The sequence below is a fragment of the Metabacillus sp. GQ13 genome (assembly GCF_059758525.1).
In genome coordinates, this window is record NZ_JCAXET010000009.1 from 92,766 (window position 1) to 112,387 (window position 19,622).

Genomic DNA, 19,622 nt, shown 5'->3' on the forward strand with positions numbered 1-19,622 from the left:
ATGGCAACTGGTGGATTAAATATGATCAAAAATGTAATGCCAAGCCTCCCAGAATCTGAGCGTAAAATAGCTCATTATATATTAGAACATCCCCAAGTTATTGTAAACTGTACAGCTGGAGAACTTGGAGCATATGCCAATGCCAGTAGTGCAGCTGTCATTCGCCTCTGTAAATCTATTGGGGTGAAGGGCTTTCAAGAGTTGAAGGTACGAGTTGCTGGAGAGCTAACTAAACCGATTGAACAAGGTTATCGGGATATCGAACCAAATGAAACGATCCAATCAATTGTCCAAAAAACAACAAGCAATAGTATACAAGGATTAAGTGATACTTCGGAGATTATCAACTATGAAGAACTAGAGTGTGCGGTAACAGCTTTACTTAAAGCAAAGAATGTCCATTTTTTTGGAATTGGCGCATCTCATATAATTGCCATGGATGCACAGCAAAAGTTTCTTCGAATTAATAAAGGGTCGACAGCTTTTAGTGATGCACATCTTGTTGCTTCTTTAATAGCAAACGCAGATCCAGATGATGTTGTGTTTGGGATATCTTTTTCAGGAGAGACACCTGAGGTTACTAAGGTTCTTTCGCTTGCAAAAGAAAGTGATGTAAAAACAATCAGCTTAACGAAGTATGGACAGTCAACAGTTTCTGCCTTAGCGGATATTCAACTCTTTACCTCCTATTCTTACGAAGCACCTTTTAGGAGTGCGGCAACATCCTCTCGACTAGCTCAGTTGTATATGATTGATATTTTGTTTTTATGTATGGCAGCTAAACAATATGATGATACCGTGCACTATATTGATAAGACTCGGGAAGCAATAAAGTTCTTAAAAAATAGCAAATAACCAAAATTTTATTGTGAAGAGAAATAATAACGCTTTCACATAAGGGGGATTTAACATGTCTGTGGAAAATATAAAGCTAGCAAAACAAATAATTGAACAGCTCGGTGGCCCCAATAATATTGCATCCTATACTCATTGTATGACAAGGTTACGTGTTACACCAAAAGATGGATCACTTGTCAACAAAGTTGCAATCAAAAAAATAGATGGTGTAATTGGGCTTGTTGAGCAGGAGACGTTACAAATCATTTTAGGGCCAGGAAAAGTAAATAAAGTAACAGAGGAGTTTGGTAAGTTAGTAGAAGCATCAGAAATAGACCTAACTGAACGGGCAGCACAAAAAAAATCAGAGTTAAAGGAAAAAAATGCAACTCCATTTAAGATGATACTACGCAGAATAGCTAGTATCTTTATCCCCCTCATTCCTGCTCTGGTTGCATCAGGGTTAATAACAGGTGTGACAAAGGCAATTATTCAAGCTGGGTGGATGTCAGGTGAGTCACAAATTGCCCTAATCTTAACAACGATAGGCGGAGGTTTATTTGCATACCTTGGTATTTTAGTTGGGATCAATGCGGCAAAGGAATTCGGAGGTTCTCCAGCATTGGGAGGACTTGCTGGTATCTTGATCATAAACCCAGCAGTTGCAGGCATTAGTCTTTTCGGTGAAGAATTAGTACCTGGTCGTGGTGGATTAATAGGAGTTTTAATGGCTGCTATTTTCATAGCACTTGTTGAAAAACGTGTCCGTCGTTTTGTTCCACAGTCACTTGATATTATTCTTACTCCGACAATAGCTTTACTTATTACTGGTATAGTTACCTATATCTTATTTATGCCCATCGGAGGATTTATTTCTGAAGGGATTACCAAAGGTTTGTTAGCTGTTTTAGATATGGGCGGCATTGTTGCAGGGTTTGTCTTAGGAGCAACCTTCCTTCCCCTAGTTGTAACAGGTTTGCATCAAGGTTTAACACCGGTTCACTTAGAACTCATTAATACAATTGGAGACGATCCACTCCTACCGATACTAGCAATGGGTGGTGCCGGTCAAGTAGGTGCAGCATTTGCTATTTATTTAAAAACAAAGAAGACGCGTCTAAAACGTGCAATAGGTGGATCACTTCCTTCTGGAATACTTGGTATTGGTGAACCATTAATATTCGGTGTTACCTTGCCACTCGGAAGACCATTTTTAACAGCCTGTCTTGGAGCAGGAATCGGTGGTGCATTTCAGGCTTATTTTAACATAGCAACAATTGCTGTTGGAGTTTCTGGACTACCATTGTCATTTCTAGTTCATGCACAACAAATCGTTTTGTATTTAGTAGGTTTATTCATTGCGTATATAGCAGGATTTATCTTTACCTATTTATTTGGATTTAATGATGGTATGGCTGGTGAATTTGATTGATTGGTATATCGTTTTATTTAAATGACGCTCAAGCAGAAAGCAGAATAATCGAAGCAAGTAAACTAGGTGTTAAACAGGCTTTTACCTCTCTTCATATTCCTGAAGAAACGGGTAATCTAGCTTATAGAGCGAAAAAATTACTCGAACTTTCAAGGGATCTTGGAATAGAAGTCTATGCAGATGTATCGTTGAAGACACCGAAGCATTTAGGGATTGAAAAGTTAGAAGATTTATCTTCCTTTGGTGTTGCAGGTTTACGATTAGATGATTTCTTTGATGATGAAGTAATTATTAAACTATCAAAGCAGTTTCAACTTGCGATAAATGCTAGTATTATTCAAGAACAAGATCTTGATTCATTATTGTCTAAGGGAGTAAATAACGAAAAGTTAATCGCATGGCATAATTTTTACCCGAGACGTGAAACAGGATTAGATAAAAACTTTTTCATGGCACAAAACGCATTATTCAAACGATTTAATATTCCAGTCTATGCTTATATACCAGGACGTGGTGAGAAACGAGGGCCAATTTTTGAGGGACTACCTACATTAGAACGACATCGGGATGCAGATCCATTTATATCTGCGATTGAATTATACTCACTGGGTATTAGCGATGTGTATATAGGTGACCCAGATCCCGGAGAGAATTTTCTAAAGCAATTAGTTAAATACGATGAGGACAAAATTCTCCCTATTTATATCGAAACTACTAATTTGCAAGAGGGGGAATACCGAACTAGGCCTGATTTTTCTAGGGATGTCCTGCGTTTAATGGATACTAGAAGTGAAGGAAATGTTCCGCAAAAAAGGAATGAAAGGCGACCAATAGGGACGATCACTATGGACAATGATCTTTATGGAAGGTATCGTGGCGAAGTGCAGGTTACCTTAAGGGATCTACCTGCAGATGAACGAGTCAATGTAATAGGTCAGGTCGTTCCAGAAAATTTGCCTCTTCTAGCAATGATCAAACCAGGCCAAATTGTGGAATTGAAACAGATTGTGAAATAAATGCATCATTAAATCAAACTAGCTTCAAAACCGACTAGAAAAGGTTTTGAAGCTAGTTTGCGTTTATTCGAGATTCGCATGCTTACTAAACATAGATCCTGAGTCTAACCCTTGCTTTTCCATATATCTTAAAATAACGGCATCATAAAAAATTAATAGCGTTTGTTCAAATAGAGAAGCCATAGGCTGTATCGTTTTATAGTGATTTGCTTCTTTGTCTTTTGGTGAACCAGGAAGCTTAATTGTTATGTCGGCTTTCTTCCCGATGGTTGATTCTGGAAAGATAGAAACTAAAGCTACTGTTGCCTCAAGTGTTTTCGCCTTTTCGGCCATTGAAACCAAACTTGATGTTTCACCTGATCCAGAACTAATAATTAGTAAATCTTCTTGCCCAATATTAGGGGTAACGGTTTCACCTACCACATAGGAATCGATCCCCATGTGCATCATTCTCATCGCAAAGGATTTAGCCATGAGACCTGATCTCCCAGCTCCAGCAACAAATACTTTGGAAGAAGCCGTAATCATTTGGACAAATGTTTCAGCTTCCTCATTTGATATTTGTTTAGTAGATGAATCTAATTCATCTAAGACAATGTTTACATACTCATTTATTTTCATAGAGTTTACCTTTTATGATAAGACAGATTGTTTTACTAATTTTTGCATTTCAGCGGCAACGGCTTTTTTATCATCTTGACCAGTTATTCCGCCACCAACAATAATTAAATCTGGTTGGGCTTGAATCACTTCTGGAAGTGTTTCTAACTTAATTCCACCAGCAACGGCTGTCTTTGCGTGTTTAACAACTCGTTTAATCGTTCGAAGTTGCTCAAATGAATTTTCTCCTGCGGCTTGAAGATCATAACCAGTATGCACGCAAATATAATCAACTCCAAGTGCATCAACCTCTTTAGCGCGTTGTTCAATATCCTTTACATTGATCATATCAACAAGAATTTCTGATCCTTGTTTCTTTCCTTCTTCAACTGCCCCAATAATCGTAGCATCATCTGTTGCACCAAGTACGGTTACTATCCCGGCTCCGGCTTCAGACGCTTTCATCACTTCGTATCCACCTGCATCCATTACTTTTAAATCAGCTAAAACAATTAATCCAGGGAAAGCCTCTTTTATTTCCCTTACGGCTCTAAGTCCCTCATTAATAACAACAGGTGTACCGATCTCAACAATATCGATATGGTCCTGAACTTCTTGAACGACTTGTTTTGCCTCTTCGATATTTACTAGATCTAACGCTAATTGTAATTTCAAAACTAACTCCTCCTATGTAATCGGTTATTTGGTGCTAGTTCTCATTGTATATGAATTGTAAGAAATGAAAAGTACGCACTTTTAAAACATATAGTGCCTAAAAGTATACCATGGGTTAAAATAAGGATGAGGTGATTATAATGGGACGTTTTGATGAAAAAATATTTAATTGTGAAAAGGAATTAACCTTGAATATAATTGGTGGAAAGTGGAAAATGTTAATTATGTGGCATCTTGGGAAGGTAGGTACACTTCGCTTTAGTGAATTGAAAGCGTTAATTCCTGGGATTACCCAAAGAATGATGGTTAACCAATTGCGAGAGCTTGAAGAGGATCTCATTGTCCATCGTGAAGTTTATCCGGTTGTTCCACCAAAGGTAGAATATTCTTTAACAGAACAAGGTATAACATTAATGCCGATTCTTGAGTCAATGTATGAATGGGGTAAAGGGTACCGCGAAAAATACCACGAGAATATTAAAATTAATGATGAAGCTATTAAATAGTGACTATATATAAGTCTATAGATTCATTATAGCCAATGAAGATATTCACTTTACTTTGTTTAGAGATTAGGTGCATTGGGTATAGGGTACGTATTAAATGAAGATAATGTCCCATCTTTAAGAGAATGATACTTATCTGTTTAACTGTTAACTCGTCAAATGCTATAATGAGGTTATTAGTACGTTGAAACTTACTCTTATGAATCTATCTAATTCATGTTAAAACGAATAAGTTTCGATTATTGTTTTCTTTGAAAACATACCGGCATGAAACGATCCCGTGTAACGAACAATATTATTTGTTAATACGTTGAGTATAAAACCGTAAAGGAGAATTTCTATGAAGGCAACCGGCATAGTAAGAAAAGTTGATCAATTAGGTAGAATCGTAATCCCAAAAGAGTTACGAAAATCACTTGGAATAGATTTAGGTGAACCACTTGAAATATATACGGATGATAACAGGATCATTTTAAAAAAGTACGAACCTCAAAATTCGTGTATCATGACAGGAAACATTTCTGATCGTAACATGACCTTGGGACAGGGAAAGTTTGTTTTGAGTCATGAAGGTCTTGAGTTACTGAAGTTGGAATTAGAAGAATACCTTGAAAAGAAGTAGCATCGTTTTTTAAAAGGAAATGATCAAGCAAAGGGGGATTCCTTACCGGGGGATCTCCTTTTAGATTAAACATATTCCATTCCAAAAAAGACACGATGCTCTACTTATCTTTTAGAAGTAAACAAAGACCTTAAAACTCTATTAATCCACTAATAACCATTAAGATATTTAGAGAAATATGCCATATTAATGCCGGAAATATGCTTTTTGTTTTTACTGTAATTCCGGCATAAAAGAAGCCACCAATGGAAAAGGCCAGACAAATCCCCCATGGAAAACCTAGGGAGTAATGCTGCAATCCAAATCCTAGGCTTGTCAAAACGATTGCCCACTTTTCTCCGAGTAATTCCGAGAAGCGACTCAAAAGATATCCTCTCCATATCAGTTCCTCCAAGATAGCATTCGTAAGCGAAAAGATAATTGCTAGTAACCAAATTGATTGAATATTGGTCCAGCCTTTGTCGATAATAAATGGAAGAAATATCAATATGTTACTTGTTAGGGCTATGCATAAGAAGTACTTTGTTTTTATATGGTGAAACCCAGACCAAATAAATGGAAAAGATATAGCGTTATTCCATTGAGGTTTTTGCCAATAGTGCATAAATGGGAGTTTACAACGAAATGAAAATACTGATAAAACGGCGACTAGTAATAATAAACACGAACGTTCTATAAAAACCTGTAGTTCCTTTGGAAAGTGATCGAGGTCTACACCATGTGTAGCAAACAAGTAAAGTGAGAAACCGATTCCGAATAAACTAGTAATGAGAATAAATTGTTTCATTGTATGATTGCTAAAGTTGTATATAAAAAGGGTAACAAGTGCCCATATAAGTAATAGAGGATAACTTTGTATTTGTATCAAAATGATAAGAGAAAGAAATAGGATAAGACGGATTGAATGTTGATAAGGTTGACTGCCTATATGTTCCACATCCTTCTAGAAGTCAGTTTATAAGTTATGAGTAGTTATGGCTATCTCTTGATCTTAAAATAACATAATTTTTCTGCAAATTCCATATTTTACACAATAAGTGTTGGATAAACTAAAAAAGATAGTAAGGTTTGAGCTTACTATCTTTTCCTTTATGCGGTTAGTAAAAGTACTGGGTCTATACTAGTTTAGTCATCCTTTTTTTGAAGAAAGGATTCAATTAATGTAAGCGGGAGGTTGAATGGTTCTTTGTTACTATTCAATATTAATTCTTCCTTTTCTTGGGCAGCGTTGTCTTCCTTACATGCAGTTACTTCTCTATTTAGTTGTTCCATTTTTTCATCTAAAGCATTTGCGACAGTTGCTGCTTCTTTTAGTTCAATTAAAAGATTTTCAGGAATTTCTTTATTGTATTTATAAAATATCTTATGTTCAAGACTTGCCCAAAAGTCCATGGCGATTGTCCGTATCTGGACCTCTACATAAACCTTTTCTTCACGATCCGACATAAAGATCGGAATTTCCAAAATCATATGGTAACTTTGATAACCATTTTTTTTTGGATGCAGAATGTAGTCCTTACTATCGATAACTGTGATATCTTTCTGAGTTTTAAGCATATCAGCTAATTTATATATATCTGAGATAAAGGATACAGTAATTCTTACTCCTGCAATGTCTCTAATATTTTCCTTTATCGAAGCGAATTCAAATGAACTACCCTTTTTAAGAACCTTTTTCAAAATACTTTCAGGTGACTTTACTCGAGATTTTACATGTTCTATTGGGTTATAATCATGAATATAATTAAATTCATCTTTTAAAATATTTATTTTCGTATTCACTTCATCTAGGGCAAATTTATATGCCATCATAAATCGTGTCATTTCAACTTTTATTTTCTTCAGTTCATTAAGATTTATCTGTTTTGTATTCAATAGCTTGTAGTCCTCTCTTAGCATCCAGTATCTTTTTCTATCCTGTTTTTTAATTGTACTAAAACGTTGGGAGGAAATACTAATCGGCAAATCACCTTTGATAGTGCTTGATAGTCAACTTGTTCCTTATTTTGCTTAAGCTTCTCAGGTGTTTTTTCTGAGAGCATCATAATTGACCATGCAACTGTATCAAGGTCAAGATCCTGCCAAACCAATCCCTGTTCATGGGCGTGCTTCAAACTAGAATAAATCCTAGTTTGTATTTTTTCCCTAGCCTCTGCAATAACGTCTGCAAATTGTGAATCCTTAAAGAGCATTTCGGGTAGAACTCGATGTAAGCCAAGCTTGTCCAGTTGTGTATAATGTTCTTTCAAACGTGTAGCAAAAAATGTTTCTGGATCAATTTCTGTCCAATTAGGTATTGGTGGAAGAAACTTTTCGACTTGATCGTCCAAAAGTGACATCATCAGTTGTCGTTTATCTGTGAAATATCTATAAAAAGTACCTGTCGCAACACCAGCATGAGCAGCAATCTCTTTTGCATTTGTTTGCTCGTAACCTTTCTCAATAAATAATTCACGCCCACTTTGAAGTAATGCACGTCTTTTTTCTAGAGCTCGTTTCTGTTTAGGCAAAGAGGGGTATTTGCCAACTAAATGGACTTCTTCTTGCTCAGACATTTCGTATCACCTCACCATTATCATACCACATTAATCAAAAGTTGAACTAGAGTTCATTTTTATTGACACAGTAAAAGTGACATGTAATACTTGATAGATGACAGACTTAAGTACTTATTATAAAAAAGAATAATCTTTGTGATAACAGACTTTCTTAAAATGGAGTGTAGTGTCGATATGCCAGAGGGAATAGTAGCTAAAGAAGGAGAAAAAGTCTTTTTTATTCGAAACGAATTAGATATAATTGGGGAAGTATGTAAAGTAAGAGATGAAAGTGTCATAGTAAGAATTAGCAGTACCGACGCTGAGAAACTTCAGGTTGAAACACAATTAACCGTAGTTTCTCATAAAAACTATCAAATTATTAATGAATCATAATATTTTGCTAGGAAGGTGTGTATTTATATGACGACAGAACCAAAAAATCCAATCGCAGTTGATTCAACTATTTCGTTAAAAGGAATTGTTAAAGCTATTTTTAAAGACACGATCCACGTCCAAATTGGCGGTAAGATCATCACATTACCAAAATCAGATGAAAAGCTTTTAAAAGGTGATCAATTTTAAATAGTAGTGATTCATTAATAGACTGAAAATAAATAAAAGCGTAAAGGAATGATGAATGTCATTCCTTTACGCTTTTTGAATGTTAAACTGCCTACTTTAACTTTGGAGTAGTCGTAACTTATTTAGTCGTTTCGCGAGTCATTAATCTGGTGGCAATGTGGACCACTTTTGCAACTCTTCGTTCATCTGAAAGTCGCTCTATCATAAGGTCGACAGCTGTTTCACCCATAACTTCTGTTTCGATTTTCACTGAACTTAGAGGCGGATACATGTATTTAGAAATACTGATGTCATTAACTCCAATAATACTAACTCTTTCGGGAACTTGAATATTCGCTTCATGAAGTGCACGTAAGCAACCTATTGCCAACGGGTCACTTGCAACGTAAAATGCAGTAGGGAGGTCTTCCTTATGGTCCTTTATTGCTTTCTTCATTAATTGATACCCATCATTAACGGTGAAGTTATTAATATAAATATAGCTCACATCTAGCAACTTCTTTTCCTTCATATAGGATCTAAAATAGTTTTCACGAATTTCCTGTATCGGAGAAATTGTATTTCTAAGATTTTCGTAACCACCTATATATCCAATTTTTTTATGTTCTTTCCTTATGAAATAGTCGAGAACTTGTTTTGTCACTCTTTCAAAGTTTACGCAAACAGCATCACATTTATCGTCCTCAGGATCTGAATCGACAAAAACAATATTGGTAGATAGATTTTTCAGCTTAATTATTTGTTCATCATTAAACCGACCAACAGCAATAATGCCATCGATATCACTTTCGATTTGATCGGAATCATCTCTAAGGTACTTCAAAAGCTCCATCTTTTTCTTTTCAGCGCGTGACTCTACCCCATGGCGAATAGACATGTAATAGATATCATTAAGTTCTTCTTCTTCATTTATCCAATTGACAAAGGCAACACGCCAAGAAGCTTTTTTCTTTTGAGCCCTCTTTTGATAGGAAAGTTCCTCTGCTACTTCAAATATTCTTTTTTTTGTATCATCTCCAACTGATAAACTTAAATCATAATTAAGAACCCTTGAAACGGTTGCAATCGAGACTCCAACCTTATCTGCAATATCTTTAATAGTAGCCATAATTTTACCCCTCTTAAGTTCGTGTTTAAATAACGGATAAGTCAGCATAACTTATCTGTTTGCGCCTCTTAAGTACAATAACTAAGTGTAAATAGTTATCGCCCTTTTCTAAAAGTTGTTGTTATTCGTCGAAATTGAATTTATTTTCACAGAAATTACATAAGAATGAAGTGAAAGGCCACAAATGTGTGGTTTGTCAAACAGAAAGTTCCTCTTGGTCCATTCTATGCTAGCTACTTAAAGTAAAACAGTCAAATTTTTTAATGAGATTTTTACTTGTTTATATCATTACTTACAAAAGAAAAGGTCCTTCTGGTCGTAATTCTCTATAAAAATCCTCTGAATTTAATCGTTTCTAAAAGTATAAGACATAATTTAATCTATATTTAAACGCCTCTTAGAATGTATCGGAAGTAAAATGTACAAAGTTTTACTTGACTAATTTTACTAAAAAAATTAACATTACTTTGAAGACGCTTACAAAGAGATTTTTTAATGGTCATTTTTTATTCTTCCAGCTTTTGAAAGTATTGATAAAAAAACAGCGCTAAGCTAACAAGAGAATCTCTTAAGGTGTAAATCTACCAATCAATGAATAGAAATCCACATAAAATAAGACAACGTTAAAGGTTATGGTTGATTTATTACGCAATGTTAATCGAAGTGGAAGACGTGAGACTCCCGGACAGCCCGCTTAAGCCAACGTCTGGAACGGAAATCAACCTGCAATTTTAACAGAGCCTAAACTAAAAAAGCGAGGGATAAATTTGTTAAAAAATGATTTATTAAAATTCAACTATACACCTCCTAGTAATGGATACCCGGAGTGGAATAATAATCCTGAAATTTTCCAATTAAATCGAAAAAACGCTCATGCTACTTTAATGCCGTATCTAACAGTTGAAGAGGCATTGGAAGGAGAGCGGACGTCATCGGCATATTATCATTCATTGAATGGTAATTGGAAATTTGCATTTGCAGAGAATCCAGGTAAAAGAATTCCAAACTTTTATGAAAGTGAATATGATTGCAGCTTATGGGAAACGATTAAAGTTCCTGCTCACTGGCAACTTCAAGGGTATGATTACCCTCAGTACACCAATGTTCGTTATCCATGGGAAGGTAATGAAGATATTCAACCACCGTTTGCACCAACAAAATACAATCCTGTTGGTCAATATGTTCAAATGATTAAAGTACCTGAAACATGGAAAGACAACCCTATCTATATCAGCTTTCAAGGAGTAGAATCAGCTTTTTACGTGTGGCTAAATGGCCAATTTGTTGGTTATAGTGAGGACACGTTTACTCCAGCAGAATTTGATTTAACACCATACCTAATAGATGGAGAAAATAAATTAGCTGTTGAAGTATATCGTTGGAGTGATGCCAGTTGGCTTGAAGATCAAGATTTTTGGCGAATGAGTGGTATCTTTAGAGATGTTTATTTGTATTCTACACCTAATGTGCATATCGATGATTTCTTTGTCATAACAGAATTAGATGACCAATATAAGCATGCTAATCTAAAAATTCAAGCAAATATAACAAACTATTATCAAGTAGAAGTGAAAAATCTCACATTTCAGGCTATTCTCTATGACAATAATAATCAAGAGGTTTTAGATAAACCACTTGAACATGCTTTGGAACTAAATAATAGTCATTCCATTAATATAAGTACAAAAGCATTCGTTAAAAACCCATTGAAATGGAGTGCAGAGCATCCTAATTTGTACACTCTAGTAATCAGTTTAATCGATGAAAATGGAACGATTATAGAAACTGAGAGTAGTAAAATAGGATTTCGAACGTTTGAAATAAAAGATGGTCTTATGAAAATTAATGGAGAAAGAATTGTATTCAAGGGTGTAAATCGGCATGAATTTGCAGCGGACAAAGGTAGAGCAGTAGATTATGACGATATGGTACATGATATCAAATTGATGAAACAACATAATATTAATGCTGTTCGAACTTCCCATTATCCTAATAACCCTTTATGGTATGAACTTTGTGATGAGTACGGATTGTATGTCATTGATGAAACAAATCTTGAAACACACGGGTCATGGGGATATGGACAAAGTGAAGAAGGAGATGCCATCCCTGGTGGTAAGTCGGAATGGACAGAGAACGTTCTAGATCGTTGTAATTCTATGTTTCAACGTGATAAAAACCATCCTTCAGTTATCATTTGGTCACTCGGAAATGAGTCATTTGGTGGCGAAAACTTTATTAAAATGCATGACTATTTAAAAGAAAAAGATCCAACAAGAATTATTCATTATGAAGGTATCTTTCATTACCGAGAGTCAGAGGCGGCATCAGACATTGAGAGTACCATGTACATTAGCCCTGATGGTGTTGAACGTTATGGCAAAAATGATGATGGAAAACAAAAACCATACATTCTTTGTGAATATAGTCATGCAATGGGAAATTCATGTGGGAATTTCTATAAGTATACAGAGTTATTTGATAAATATCCGATTCTTCAAGGTGGATTTATCTGGGATTGGAAGGATCAAGCATTAGATCACAAAACAGCAGATGGGATTGAGTATTTAGCTTATGGTGGTGCATTTGGGGAATCCCCACATGATGGGAATTTCTCAGGAAATGGATTGATTTTTGCTGATGGGTCGATAACACCTAAACTCCTTGAAGTGAAAAGATGCTATCAGAATGTTGAGTTTTTGGCGATAGATATGGAAAAAGGAATCATAGAGATAACCAATAAATTCTTGTTTACGAACCTAAAAGAATATCAGTTCGTATGGACTGTAACCCAAAATGGAAAAATAGTGAAATCAGGTTCAGTGGAACTTGATATTGAAGCAGGGAATTCTCAAAAGGTTCCTATTAATTACTCATTAGATATGACGGAAACAAAGGATGAATATGTGCTCACAGTTAGCTTGCAAAATAAAAATGAAAACAAATGGGCAAAAAAGGGACATGAGATCGCATTTGGTCAATTTGTGTTGCCGATTTCAATCATAAAACAACAAGAAATAGTTAAAATACCTACAACAATGAAAACAACTAATAACCACCAGGTATTAACAATCAAAGGGGAAGGGTTTGTTGTGAAATTTAACAAACAGAACGGTAATCTAGATTCCTATCAAATTGGGGAAATGGAATTAATTCGTTCTGCACCCACACCTAATTTTTGGCGTGCGATGACTGATAATGATAGAGGTAATAAGCTACAAGAAAGAAGTGCTACGTGGCGGGATGCTGGTGAAAATCGTGAACTACAATCCTTCAATTATACGATTTCTGATGATTCCGTTGAAGTCGCTGTGGAATATAGACTACCAACTAGCAATGTTTCCACTTGCAAAATGAACTACTCAATCACAGGTGATGGTCAGATCAAAGTTGAACAAGAACTTGTACCTGGTGAAGATCTTTCTGAAATACCAGAAATAGGTGTAATGCTTGTAATGAATGATTCCTTTCAAACGATTACATGGTATGGAAAGGGACCACACGAAAGTTACTGGGATAGATCAATGGGAGCAAAAATCGGCTTATATAGTGGAACAGTACAAGGTCAATATGTGCCATATTTAAAACCACAAGAATGTGGAAATAAAACAGGCGTTAGATGGATGTCAATTACAAATGAAGCTGGTGTTGGATTAAAAGTAGCGGGTCTACCTCTCGTAGAAGTAAATGCACTTCCATATTCACCATCTGAGCTTGAGGAACATGATTACGGCTACAAACTACCAACAAGCGATAAAGTCGTACTTCGTATAAATTATAAGCAAATGGGTGTCGGTGGTGACGACAGCTGGGGGCAGAAAACTCACCCTGAATTCACTCTGTTTGCCAATAGAACATACAAATACGGTTTTATTTTAAATGGAATTAATTAGTTGTTTAATTCGTTAAAAGGAAAAAGAACCCCCATTATTAAACATGAAATGGGGGTTCTTTTCATAAATGTTTTTAAACGTTTAACAAGCTTGTAAACAAAATAAAGAACATGTAGGAGAAGGATTAATGAGAATGACTATGTAGGGGCTAAATAATAAATGAGAATAGGTGAGATCTATGTCTAACAACAACTTGGAGTGGGTAGATGAAGCATGGAGTAGTGTACGTACAAAGATTAAGAGAACGAGTGAAAAGATCGGTGCAAATTTTCCACATGCAAGTGTCAATGGAACGTATCAAATGGAAGAACCACATTGGTGGACCGCCGGATTTTGGCCTGGTTTATTATGGCTTGTATATCGTGATACAAAGGACGAGTCATTAAAACAACTAGCTGAACAATGTGAAGAAAGACTTGACCAGGTCATTACAGATTATTATAAGTTAGACCATGATATGGGGTTTATGTGGACACTAACAAGTGTAGCGAGATTTAGGATTTTAGGTGAACAAGATTCAAAAAGACGTGCGCTATTAATCGCAAATTTACTTGCAGGCAGATTTAACACGGCTGGAAACTATATTCGTGCTTGGAACCCTTGGAACGAAGGAGAAGATAATTCAGGGTGGTCAATTATTGATTGTTTAATGAATTTACCGCTTTTATTTTGGGCAACCGAAGTAACCGGAGATCCAAGATTTAGTGCAATAGCAAAAAAACATGGTGAGACCGTAATGGAAAACTTTATCCGTAAAGATGGTTCTGTCCATCATATTGTTCGATTTGATCCCTTTTCGGGTGAAAGAATTGAAGCGATTGGAGGACAAGGTTTCTCTCCAGATTCTGCATGGTCTAGAGGTGCCGCCTGGGCCATTTATGGATTAACTTTATTGTTCCACTACACAGAAGAGGATCAATATTTACAAGCAGCAAAAAATGTTTCCCATTATTTTATCGCTAATTTACCGGCAGATGATGTTCCTTATTGGGATTTTAGACTGCCAGAAAATATAGTGAAATACCGAGATTCATCAGCAGGAGCAATAGCTGCAAGTGGATTATTATTACTTGCCCAACATGTACCACCAACAGAAGAGAATATCTATAAAAATGCTGGTGTTAATATCCTCAAATCATTATATGAAAACTATGGTGATTGGGAGAATTCGAAACAAGACGGATTGATCTTACATGGAACAAGTCATTATCCTGAAGGGAAAAATATTGATGTCCCACTTATATATGGCGATTACTTTTTTGTAGAAGGATTATCTATCTTAAAGGGAAATAAAATACGATTTTGGTAAAGTAGTAAAATAATAAAAATTTCTTTTAGATTAGGAGTGAACTTACTAATTGTTTACCTTACAGTCACCACTTAACGAACTTAAAACAAAACAAGATCTCAGTGACATATTGAAACAAATTTGCGACCCTCTAAAACCTTTTTACAGCAGAGGGTGTGCACGATTACGATTAGGAAATACAGGTGCAGGCTATAGTGGTTTGATTGCCCAAATGGAAGGTTTTTCACGAGTATTATGGGGGCTTGTTCCTCTTCTAGCTGGGGAAGATGGAGATAAGGAAGAATATGAAATATGGGAATTGCATCTTCAAGGAATTAAAAATGGTACAGATCCTCACCATGAGGAATATTGGGGGAATATTCGAGATTTTGATCAAAAAATGGTTGAAATGGCCGTGTTTGGTTTAGCGTTGTTACTAATACCTGAGAAAGTCTGGGAGCCGCTTAATGAATTAGAGAAACGAAATTTATCTAACTGGCTAAATCAAATTAATCAATGCAAGGTCTGGGATTGCAATTGGCTCTTTTTCCCGATAATTGTCAATTTAGGGCTTAAAAATGTCGGTCTACCCTATGATCAACAAAAAATGGACGAAAATCTCGATAGAATAGATCAATTTTATCTGTCTAATGGTTGGTATTCAGATGGAATAGATGGTCACAGTGATTATTACGTCCCCTTTGCCATCCATTATTACGGTCTCATTTATGCGAAAGTGATGGAAAAGGACGACCCTATTCGTTCACAGTTGTATAAAACGAGAGCAGAAGTTTTTGCAAAGGATTTTATCACATGGTTTTCTAGTGATGGCTCTTCATTACCTTATGGTAGAAGTCTCTCGTATCGATTTGCTCAGTCAGCTTTTTGGAGTGCTGCTGTTTTCGCAGAAATTGATCCTTTTCCCTTAGGTGTCATGAAGGGAATTATTTTAAGGAATTTGCGTTGGTGGCTTAAACAACCAATTTTTAATGATGATGGAATTTTAACGATCGGATATAGATATCCTAATCTAGTCATGGCAGAAAACTATAATTCCCCAGGCTCACCTTATTGGGCATTGAAAACCTTTTTACCTCTCGCCTTACAAGATGATCATCCATTTTGGCAGGTAGAGGAAGCACCATTGCCAGAGATCAAAAGCAAAATCATTCAAGAGGAGTCACATTTGGTGATATGTAGAGATAATGATCGTGAACATATTCTTGCTTTTAACTCTGGCCATCAAACAACAAACGAACATACTCACACGTCTGCGAAATATGAAAAATTCGTCTACTCTAATTTTTTTGGTTTTAGTGTACCAAGAGCAGAGTGGGGACTTTCGCAAGGTGCATTTGATTCAATGCTTGCCTTAAGTGAAGGAGATAATCTTTATCGAGTAAAAAGACAATGTGAGGAGTATAAGATAAACAACGACTATATCTATACAAGATGGAAGCCGTGGGATGATGTTGAGGTGAAAACCTGGATTGTACCTGGAACTCCTTGGCATGTCCGAATACACTGTATAAAAACTAATAGACTACTTGATGCGGCCGATGGTGGTTTTGCCTTAGGGATTGAAGATAGCAATGGACATCAACCTAATATAGATAGCATTCAAAAAGAGAATGAATGCATGAGTAGATTTTCATGGGGAGCAAGCGGAATCAAGAGTCTTCATGGTGGTGGAAAAGCCGAATTCATTTATCCACATTCAAATACAAACCTGATAAGCTCTCGTACAGTAATACCTACAATCAAAACAAGGATGGATCCTGGGACTCATTGGTTAGTTAGTACTGTTTTTGGAGAGCCGGGGAGAAGTGAAGATAATTGGTACGATTCACCAGATGTGAAGATTGATGGTGAGAAAATAACGGTACAATTACCAAATTCAAGGAAGTTTGATTTTCAATACTAAAAAAGTATTCAATCTAAATAGATTAGTAAAAATGTTTGGCTCAATTTTTATATTATTAGAACCAATTCGCTAAAAACATAGACAATGAAAATCATTATCATTTATAATAAGGTAAGATATTTTATGATTGGAGATGTAGCGATGTTTGTTCAAATGAGGAAAATGACGGTTACTGAAGGCAATGCAAATCTTGTTGTAAATCGATTTGGGAAACCAGGAATTCTAGAAGAACAAGAAGGGTTTGTTGATTTAACTATAATGGAAAAGAAGGTAAGACGTGGTGAGGAAGAGGTCTTAGTCTTAATTCGTTGGGAATCTGAACAACATTGGAAGCAATGGGAAAAAAGCGAGGCACATATTGCCGGACACAAAGCAAAGCTAGGTCAACCAAAACCAGAGTATCTGCTTAATTATGAAGGTGGCCTGTACGACGTGAAAGTAGTAAAAAAGGCAAGTAACTAATTGATACATAATAAGTAGAGGATAGATTGATTATTCTTTATCTTATGTGAAGGCTCTTTTCTAAAAGTTTGTTGCTATAGTACTAATAAAAATCGGCTTTTGGATTTTTATTATGTAAATTAAAGCGATCTCCAAAGGTATATCAGAGTTATTTAACGAAAAGAGCACGAAGATAGGCTGAATTCGTAAAGATTTACTTATTACGAAAAACATCAATCCTTGCGAAAACAGCCTATGTGAATAAAAAGTGGTATCAAAAAAGGGAGTTGATTATACTAAATCATCTCCCTTTCTATGTGTTTAGTTTATAAAAGGTTTCATCTAAATTCGCTTGATACTAGATAGCTATTTCTAGAGATATAGGAGTCTATTTAAACCAACCTTTTTCTTTGGAGTGAGTAATAGCTTCTATACGGTTTTTCACGTCAAGTTTCTCTAAAATAGTTGAGATATAATTTCTGACTGTACCAGTTTTGATGCTAAGTTCATCGGCGATTTCTTTAGTGTTTTTTCCATCAGCTACTAGACCTAATACTTCTTTTTCTCGTTCAGTTAATGGGTTTTCTTCACTGTAAACATCATCCATTAATTCTGGAGCATAGATACGTCTACCTGACATGATGTTACGGATCGAACTAGCTAATTCCTCGCTGGGACTATCCTTTAATAAATATCCACTTACACCTGCTTTTAATGCGCGTTGAAAATAGCCAGATCGAGAGAATGTGGTAAGAATAATAACTTTGCAGCCTTGCTTTTTTAGATTTTCTGCTGCTTCGAGTCCTGTCATACCTGGCATTTCAATATCCATAATACAAACATCAGGTTGTTGCTCTTGTACAAGAGTGAGAGCTTCCTCACCATTACTTGCCTTACCGACAACTTCCATATCATCTTCTAAATTTAATAGTGAACCTAAGGCGCCCAAAAGCATTTGCTGATCTTCAGCAATGACAATTCGAATCACACTAGCTCCTCCTTATCCGTAGCCTTTACAATATTGGGCACCTTAATCAGTAACGTTGTTCCCCCCTGGGATATAATATCCAGGCTTCCGTTAACAAATTCTAGACGTTCTCTCATTCCTGAAAGGCCGTTCCCTTTAGTAAAGTTATCATTTATTATACAACCAATTCCATCATCTTGTACGATAATCTCGATCGCATTTTGTGATTGATTGATCGAGATATTACAAGTTGAGGCTTGACTATGTCTTACAACATTATTTACAGCCTCTTTCAAACACATACTTAGGATATTCTCTGTTAACAAAGGGACGTTAGTTATGGTGAAATCCTCATTACATACTAGGTTAATCTGAGCTGCTGAAAGTATTTGCTTTACATGGATTATTTCCTCTTTTAGTCGAATGCCTCGCATTTGTGAGACCATCTTCCGGACTTCATTCAATGCAGTTCTTGCTGTTTGTTGTACATCCTTCATTTCATTACGAGCTTTCTCAGGATCTTTGTAGATTAATTTTCTAGCCAAATCACTCTTTAACCCAATCATAGATAGCTTTTGGCCTAACGTATCATGAAGATCACGGGCAATCCGCTGTCTTTCTTCTATCTTACCCAATTCTGAAATCCGTTTGTTAGCATCTTCGAGTTTTACTTGGAGTTGTCCGCGCTCTTTACGGTTATAAATACTGAATGGTAATAAAATGATACTAATACAGCTAATAATAACAAAAGGTAATTGCTGTATTAGCAAATCCTCATGCAAGATGATGCTGAAATTAATAGATGCTGCCGCGCTCACCAAATGAATAATGTATAGTGTAATAAATGCAATTCGATCTTTTATATTTCCATTGAAATAGGCAATATAGAAGGAAAAATAAAAATAGTTAAAAAGATATGTTGAAGCAAAGGAAATCCCAATTAATATGCAAGTAAAAAGGTAAATACGCCATCCTTTTGCTATAAAAGCAATCCGAAATGTTATAAAAAATAAAATTGTCAGTATGATACCGACAATTATTTCTATGGTTGAAGATGATTGGAAAATAAAATAAAACGGTAAAATGCTTAGAAAGGCCCAAATGTATGGAGAGATACCATTTCCTTTTTGGTAACTGATTAACCCTTTTTTCATTATCGAACCCTCTTTATTCATGATTGTTTTCGAATAG

19 protein-coding genes are annotated in these 19,622 nt (G+C 35.7%); 11 read left to right on the forward strand and 8 right to left on the reverse strand.

Going from position 1 to position 19,622, the window contains the following annotated elements; genetic code table 11:
- The 3 genes from AC6CHR_RS12865 to AC6CHR_RS12875 are packed head-to-tail and all read left to right on the forward strand — an operon-like array spanning position 1 to position 3,285.
- On the forward strand, positions 1-855 hold the full coding sequence (locus tag AC6CHR_RS12865; RefSeq protein ID WP_498249283.1) for a MurR/RpiR family transcriptional regulator: 855 nt from the start codon (positions 1-3) through the stop codon (positions 853-855).
- A 55-nt stretch (positions 856-910) separates the two neighbouring features.
- On the forward strand, positions 911-2,269 hold the full coding sequence (locus AC6CHR_RS12870) for a PTS transporter subunit EIIC (RefSeq protein ID WP_498249284.1): 1,359 nt from the start codon (positions 911-913) through the stop codon (positions 2,267-2,269).
- Positions 2,266-3,285, forward strand: a complete 1,020-nt coding sequence (locus tag AC6CHR_RS12875) for a MupG family TIM beta-alpha barrel fold protein (protein WP_498249285.1) — start codon at positions 2,266-2,268, stop codon at positions 3,283-3,285. The genes AC6CHR_RS12870 and AC6CHR_RS12875 overlap by 4 nt, the downstream gene beginning before the upstream one ends.
- 63 nt (positions 3,286-3,348) lie before the next feature.
- Here AC6CHR_RS12875 and hxlB read toward each other — a convergent pair whose 3' ends face one another.
- Together hxlB and hxlA are read right to left on the reverse strand one after the other, a co-directional pair.
- Complete coding sequence (hxlB, locus tag AC6CHR_RS12880; RefSeq protein WP_498249286.1) at positions 3,349-3,906, reverse strand: 6-phospho-3-hexuloisomerase; 558 nt, start codon at positions 3,904-3,906, stop codon at positions 3,349-3,351.
- A 12-nt stretch (positions 3,907-3,918) separates the two neighbouring features.
- Entirely contained in the window at positions 3,919-4,560 is a 642-nt protein-coding gene (gene hxlA / locus AC6CHR_RS12885) for a 3-hexulose-6-phosphate synthase (protein WP_498249287.1), read from the reverse strand.
- A gap of 140 nt (positions 4,561-4,700) precedes the next feature.
- On the opposite strand from hxlA, the gene AC6CHR_RS12890 reads away from it, so the two are divergent.
- Both AC6CHR_RS12890 and AC6CHR_RS12895 read left to right on the forward strand, forming a co-directional pair.
- Positions 4,701-5,066, forward strand: coding sequence for a winged helix-turn-helix transcriptional regulator (locus AC6CHR_RS12890; RefSeq protein WP_498249288.1), 366 nt, complete (start codon positions 4,701-4,703; stop codon positions 5,064-5,066).
- 340 nt (positions 5,067-5,406) lie between these two features.
- Positions 5,407-5,688 carry an AbrB/MazE/SpoVT family DNA-binding domain-containing protein gene (locus AC6CHR_RS12895; RefSeq protein WP_498249290.1) on the forward strand — a complete coding sequence of 94 codons (282 nt, stop codon included), beginning with the start codon at positions 5,407-5,409 and terminating at the stop codon, positions 5,686-5,688.
- Positions 5,689-5,818: 130 nt separating this feature from the next.
- On the opposite strand, the gene AC6CHR_RS12900 is transcribed toward AC6CHR_RS12895, so the two are convergent.
- The 3 genes from AC6CHR_RS12900 to AC6CHR_RS12910 form a co-directional block, all read right to left on the reverse strand.
- A complete protein-coding gene (locus tag AC6CHR_RS12900; protein ID WP_498249291.1) occupies positions 5,819-6,475 on the reverse strand; it encodes a CPBP family intramembrane glutamic endopeptidase in 657 nt (218 codons plus the stop codon).
- A gap of 338 nt (positions 6,476-6,813) precedes the next feature.
- Complete coding sequence (locus AC6CHR_RS12905) at positions 6,814-7,512, reverse strand: GTP pyrophosphokinase (protein ID WP_498249435.1); 699 nt, start codon at positions 7,510-7,512, stop codon at positions 6,814-6,816.
- 68 nt (positions 7,513-7,580) lie between these two features.
- Positions 7,581-8,243 (reverse strand): TetR/AcrR family transcriptional regulator, encoded by a 663-nt coding sequence (locus tag AC6CHR_RS12910; protein ID WP_498249292.1) that lies wholly within the window; start codon positions 8,241-8,243, stop codon positions 7,581-7,583.
- A 177-nt stretch (positions 8,244-8,420) separates the two neighbouring features.
- On the opposite strand from AC6CHR_RS12910, the gene AC6CHR_RS12915 reads away from it, so the two are divergent.
- Positions 8,421-8,621 carry a DUF2187 family protein gene (locus tag AC6CHR_RS12915; RefSeq protein WP_498249293.1) on the forward strand — a complete coding sequence of 67 codons (201 nt, stop codon included), beginning with the start codon at positions 8,421-8,423 and terminating at the stop codon, positions 8,619-8,621.
- Between the two features lie 27 nt (positions 8,622-8,648).
- Positions 8,649-8,810: a hypothetical protein gene (locus tag AC6CHR_RS12920; protein WP_498249294.1), complete on the forward strand. Its 162-nt coding sequence runs from the start codon at positions 8,649-8,651 to the stop codon at positions 8,808-8,810.
- Positions 8,811-8,928: 118 nt separating this feature from the next.
- On the opposite strand, the gene AC6CHR_RS12925 is transcribed toward AC6CHR_RS12920, so the two are convergent.
- Positions 8,929-9,918 carry a LacI family DNA-binding transcriptional regulator gene (locus AC6CHR_RS12925; RefSeq protein WP_498249295.1) on the reverse strand — a complete coding sequence of 330 codons (990 nt, stop codon included), beginning with the start codon at positions 9,916-9,918 and terminating at the stop codon, positions 8,929-8,931.
- Positions 9,919-10,685: 767 nt separating this feature from the next.
- On the opposite strand from AC6CHR_RS12925, the gene lacZ reads away from it, so the two are divergent.
- From lacZ to AC6CHR_RS12945, 4 genes are all read left to right on the forward strand, one after another.
- On the forward strand, positions 10,686-13,811 hold the full coding sequence (gene lacZ, locus AC6CHR_RS12930) for a beta-galactosidase, LacZ type (protein ID WP_498249296.1): 3,126 nt from the start codon (positions 10,686-10,688) through the stop codon (positions 13,809-13,811).
- Positions 13,812-13,989: 178 nt separating this feature from the next.
- On the forward strand, positions 13,990-15,120 hold the full coding sequence (locus AC6CHR_RS12935; protein ID WP_498249297.1) for a glycoside hydrolase family 88 protein: 1,131 nt from the start codon (positions 13,990-13,992) through the stop codon (positions 15,118-15,120).
- Positions 15,121-15,169: 49 nt separating this feature from the next.
- Entirely contained in the window at positions 15,170-17,023 is a 1,854-nt protein-coding gene (locus tag AC6CHR_RS12940) for a DUF2264 domain-containing protein (RefSeq protein ID WP_498249298.1), read from the forward strand.
- Positions 17,024-17,164: 141 nt separating this feature from the next.
- A complete protein-coding gene (locus AC6CHR_RS12945) occupies positions 17,165-17,485 on the forward strand; it encodes an antibiotic biosynthesis monooxygenase (protein WP_498249300.1) in 321 nt (106 codons plus the stop codon).
- 367 nt (positions 17,486-17,852) lie between these two features.
- Here AC6CHR_RS12945 and AC6CHR_RS12950 read toward each other — a convergent pair whose 3' ends face one another.
- Together AC6CHR_RS12950 and AC6CHR_RS12955 are read right to left on the reverse strand one after the other, a co-directional pair.
- Entirely contained in the window at positions 17,853-18,452 is a 600-nt protein-coding gene (locus AC6CHR_RS12950; RefSeq protein WP_498249302.1) for a response regulator transcription factor, read from the reverse strand.
- On the reverse strand, positions 18,449-19,585 hold the full coding sequence (locus tag AC6CHR_RS12955; protein WP_498249303.1) for a sensor histidine kinase: 1,137 nt from the start codon (positions 19,583-19,585) through the stop codon (positions 18,449-18,451). The genes AC6CHR_RS12950 and AC6CHR_RS12955 overlap by 4 nt, the downstream gene beginning before the upstream one ends.
- Between the last annotated feature and the right edge of the window lie 37 nt (positions 19,586-19,622).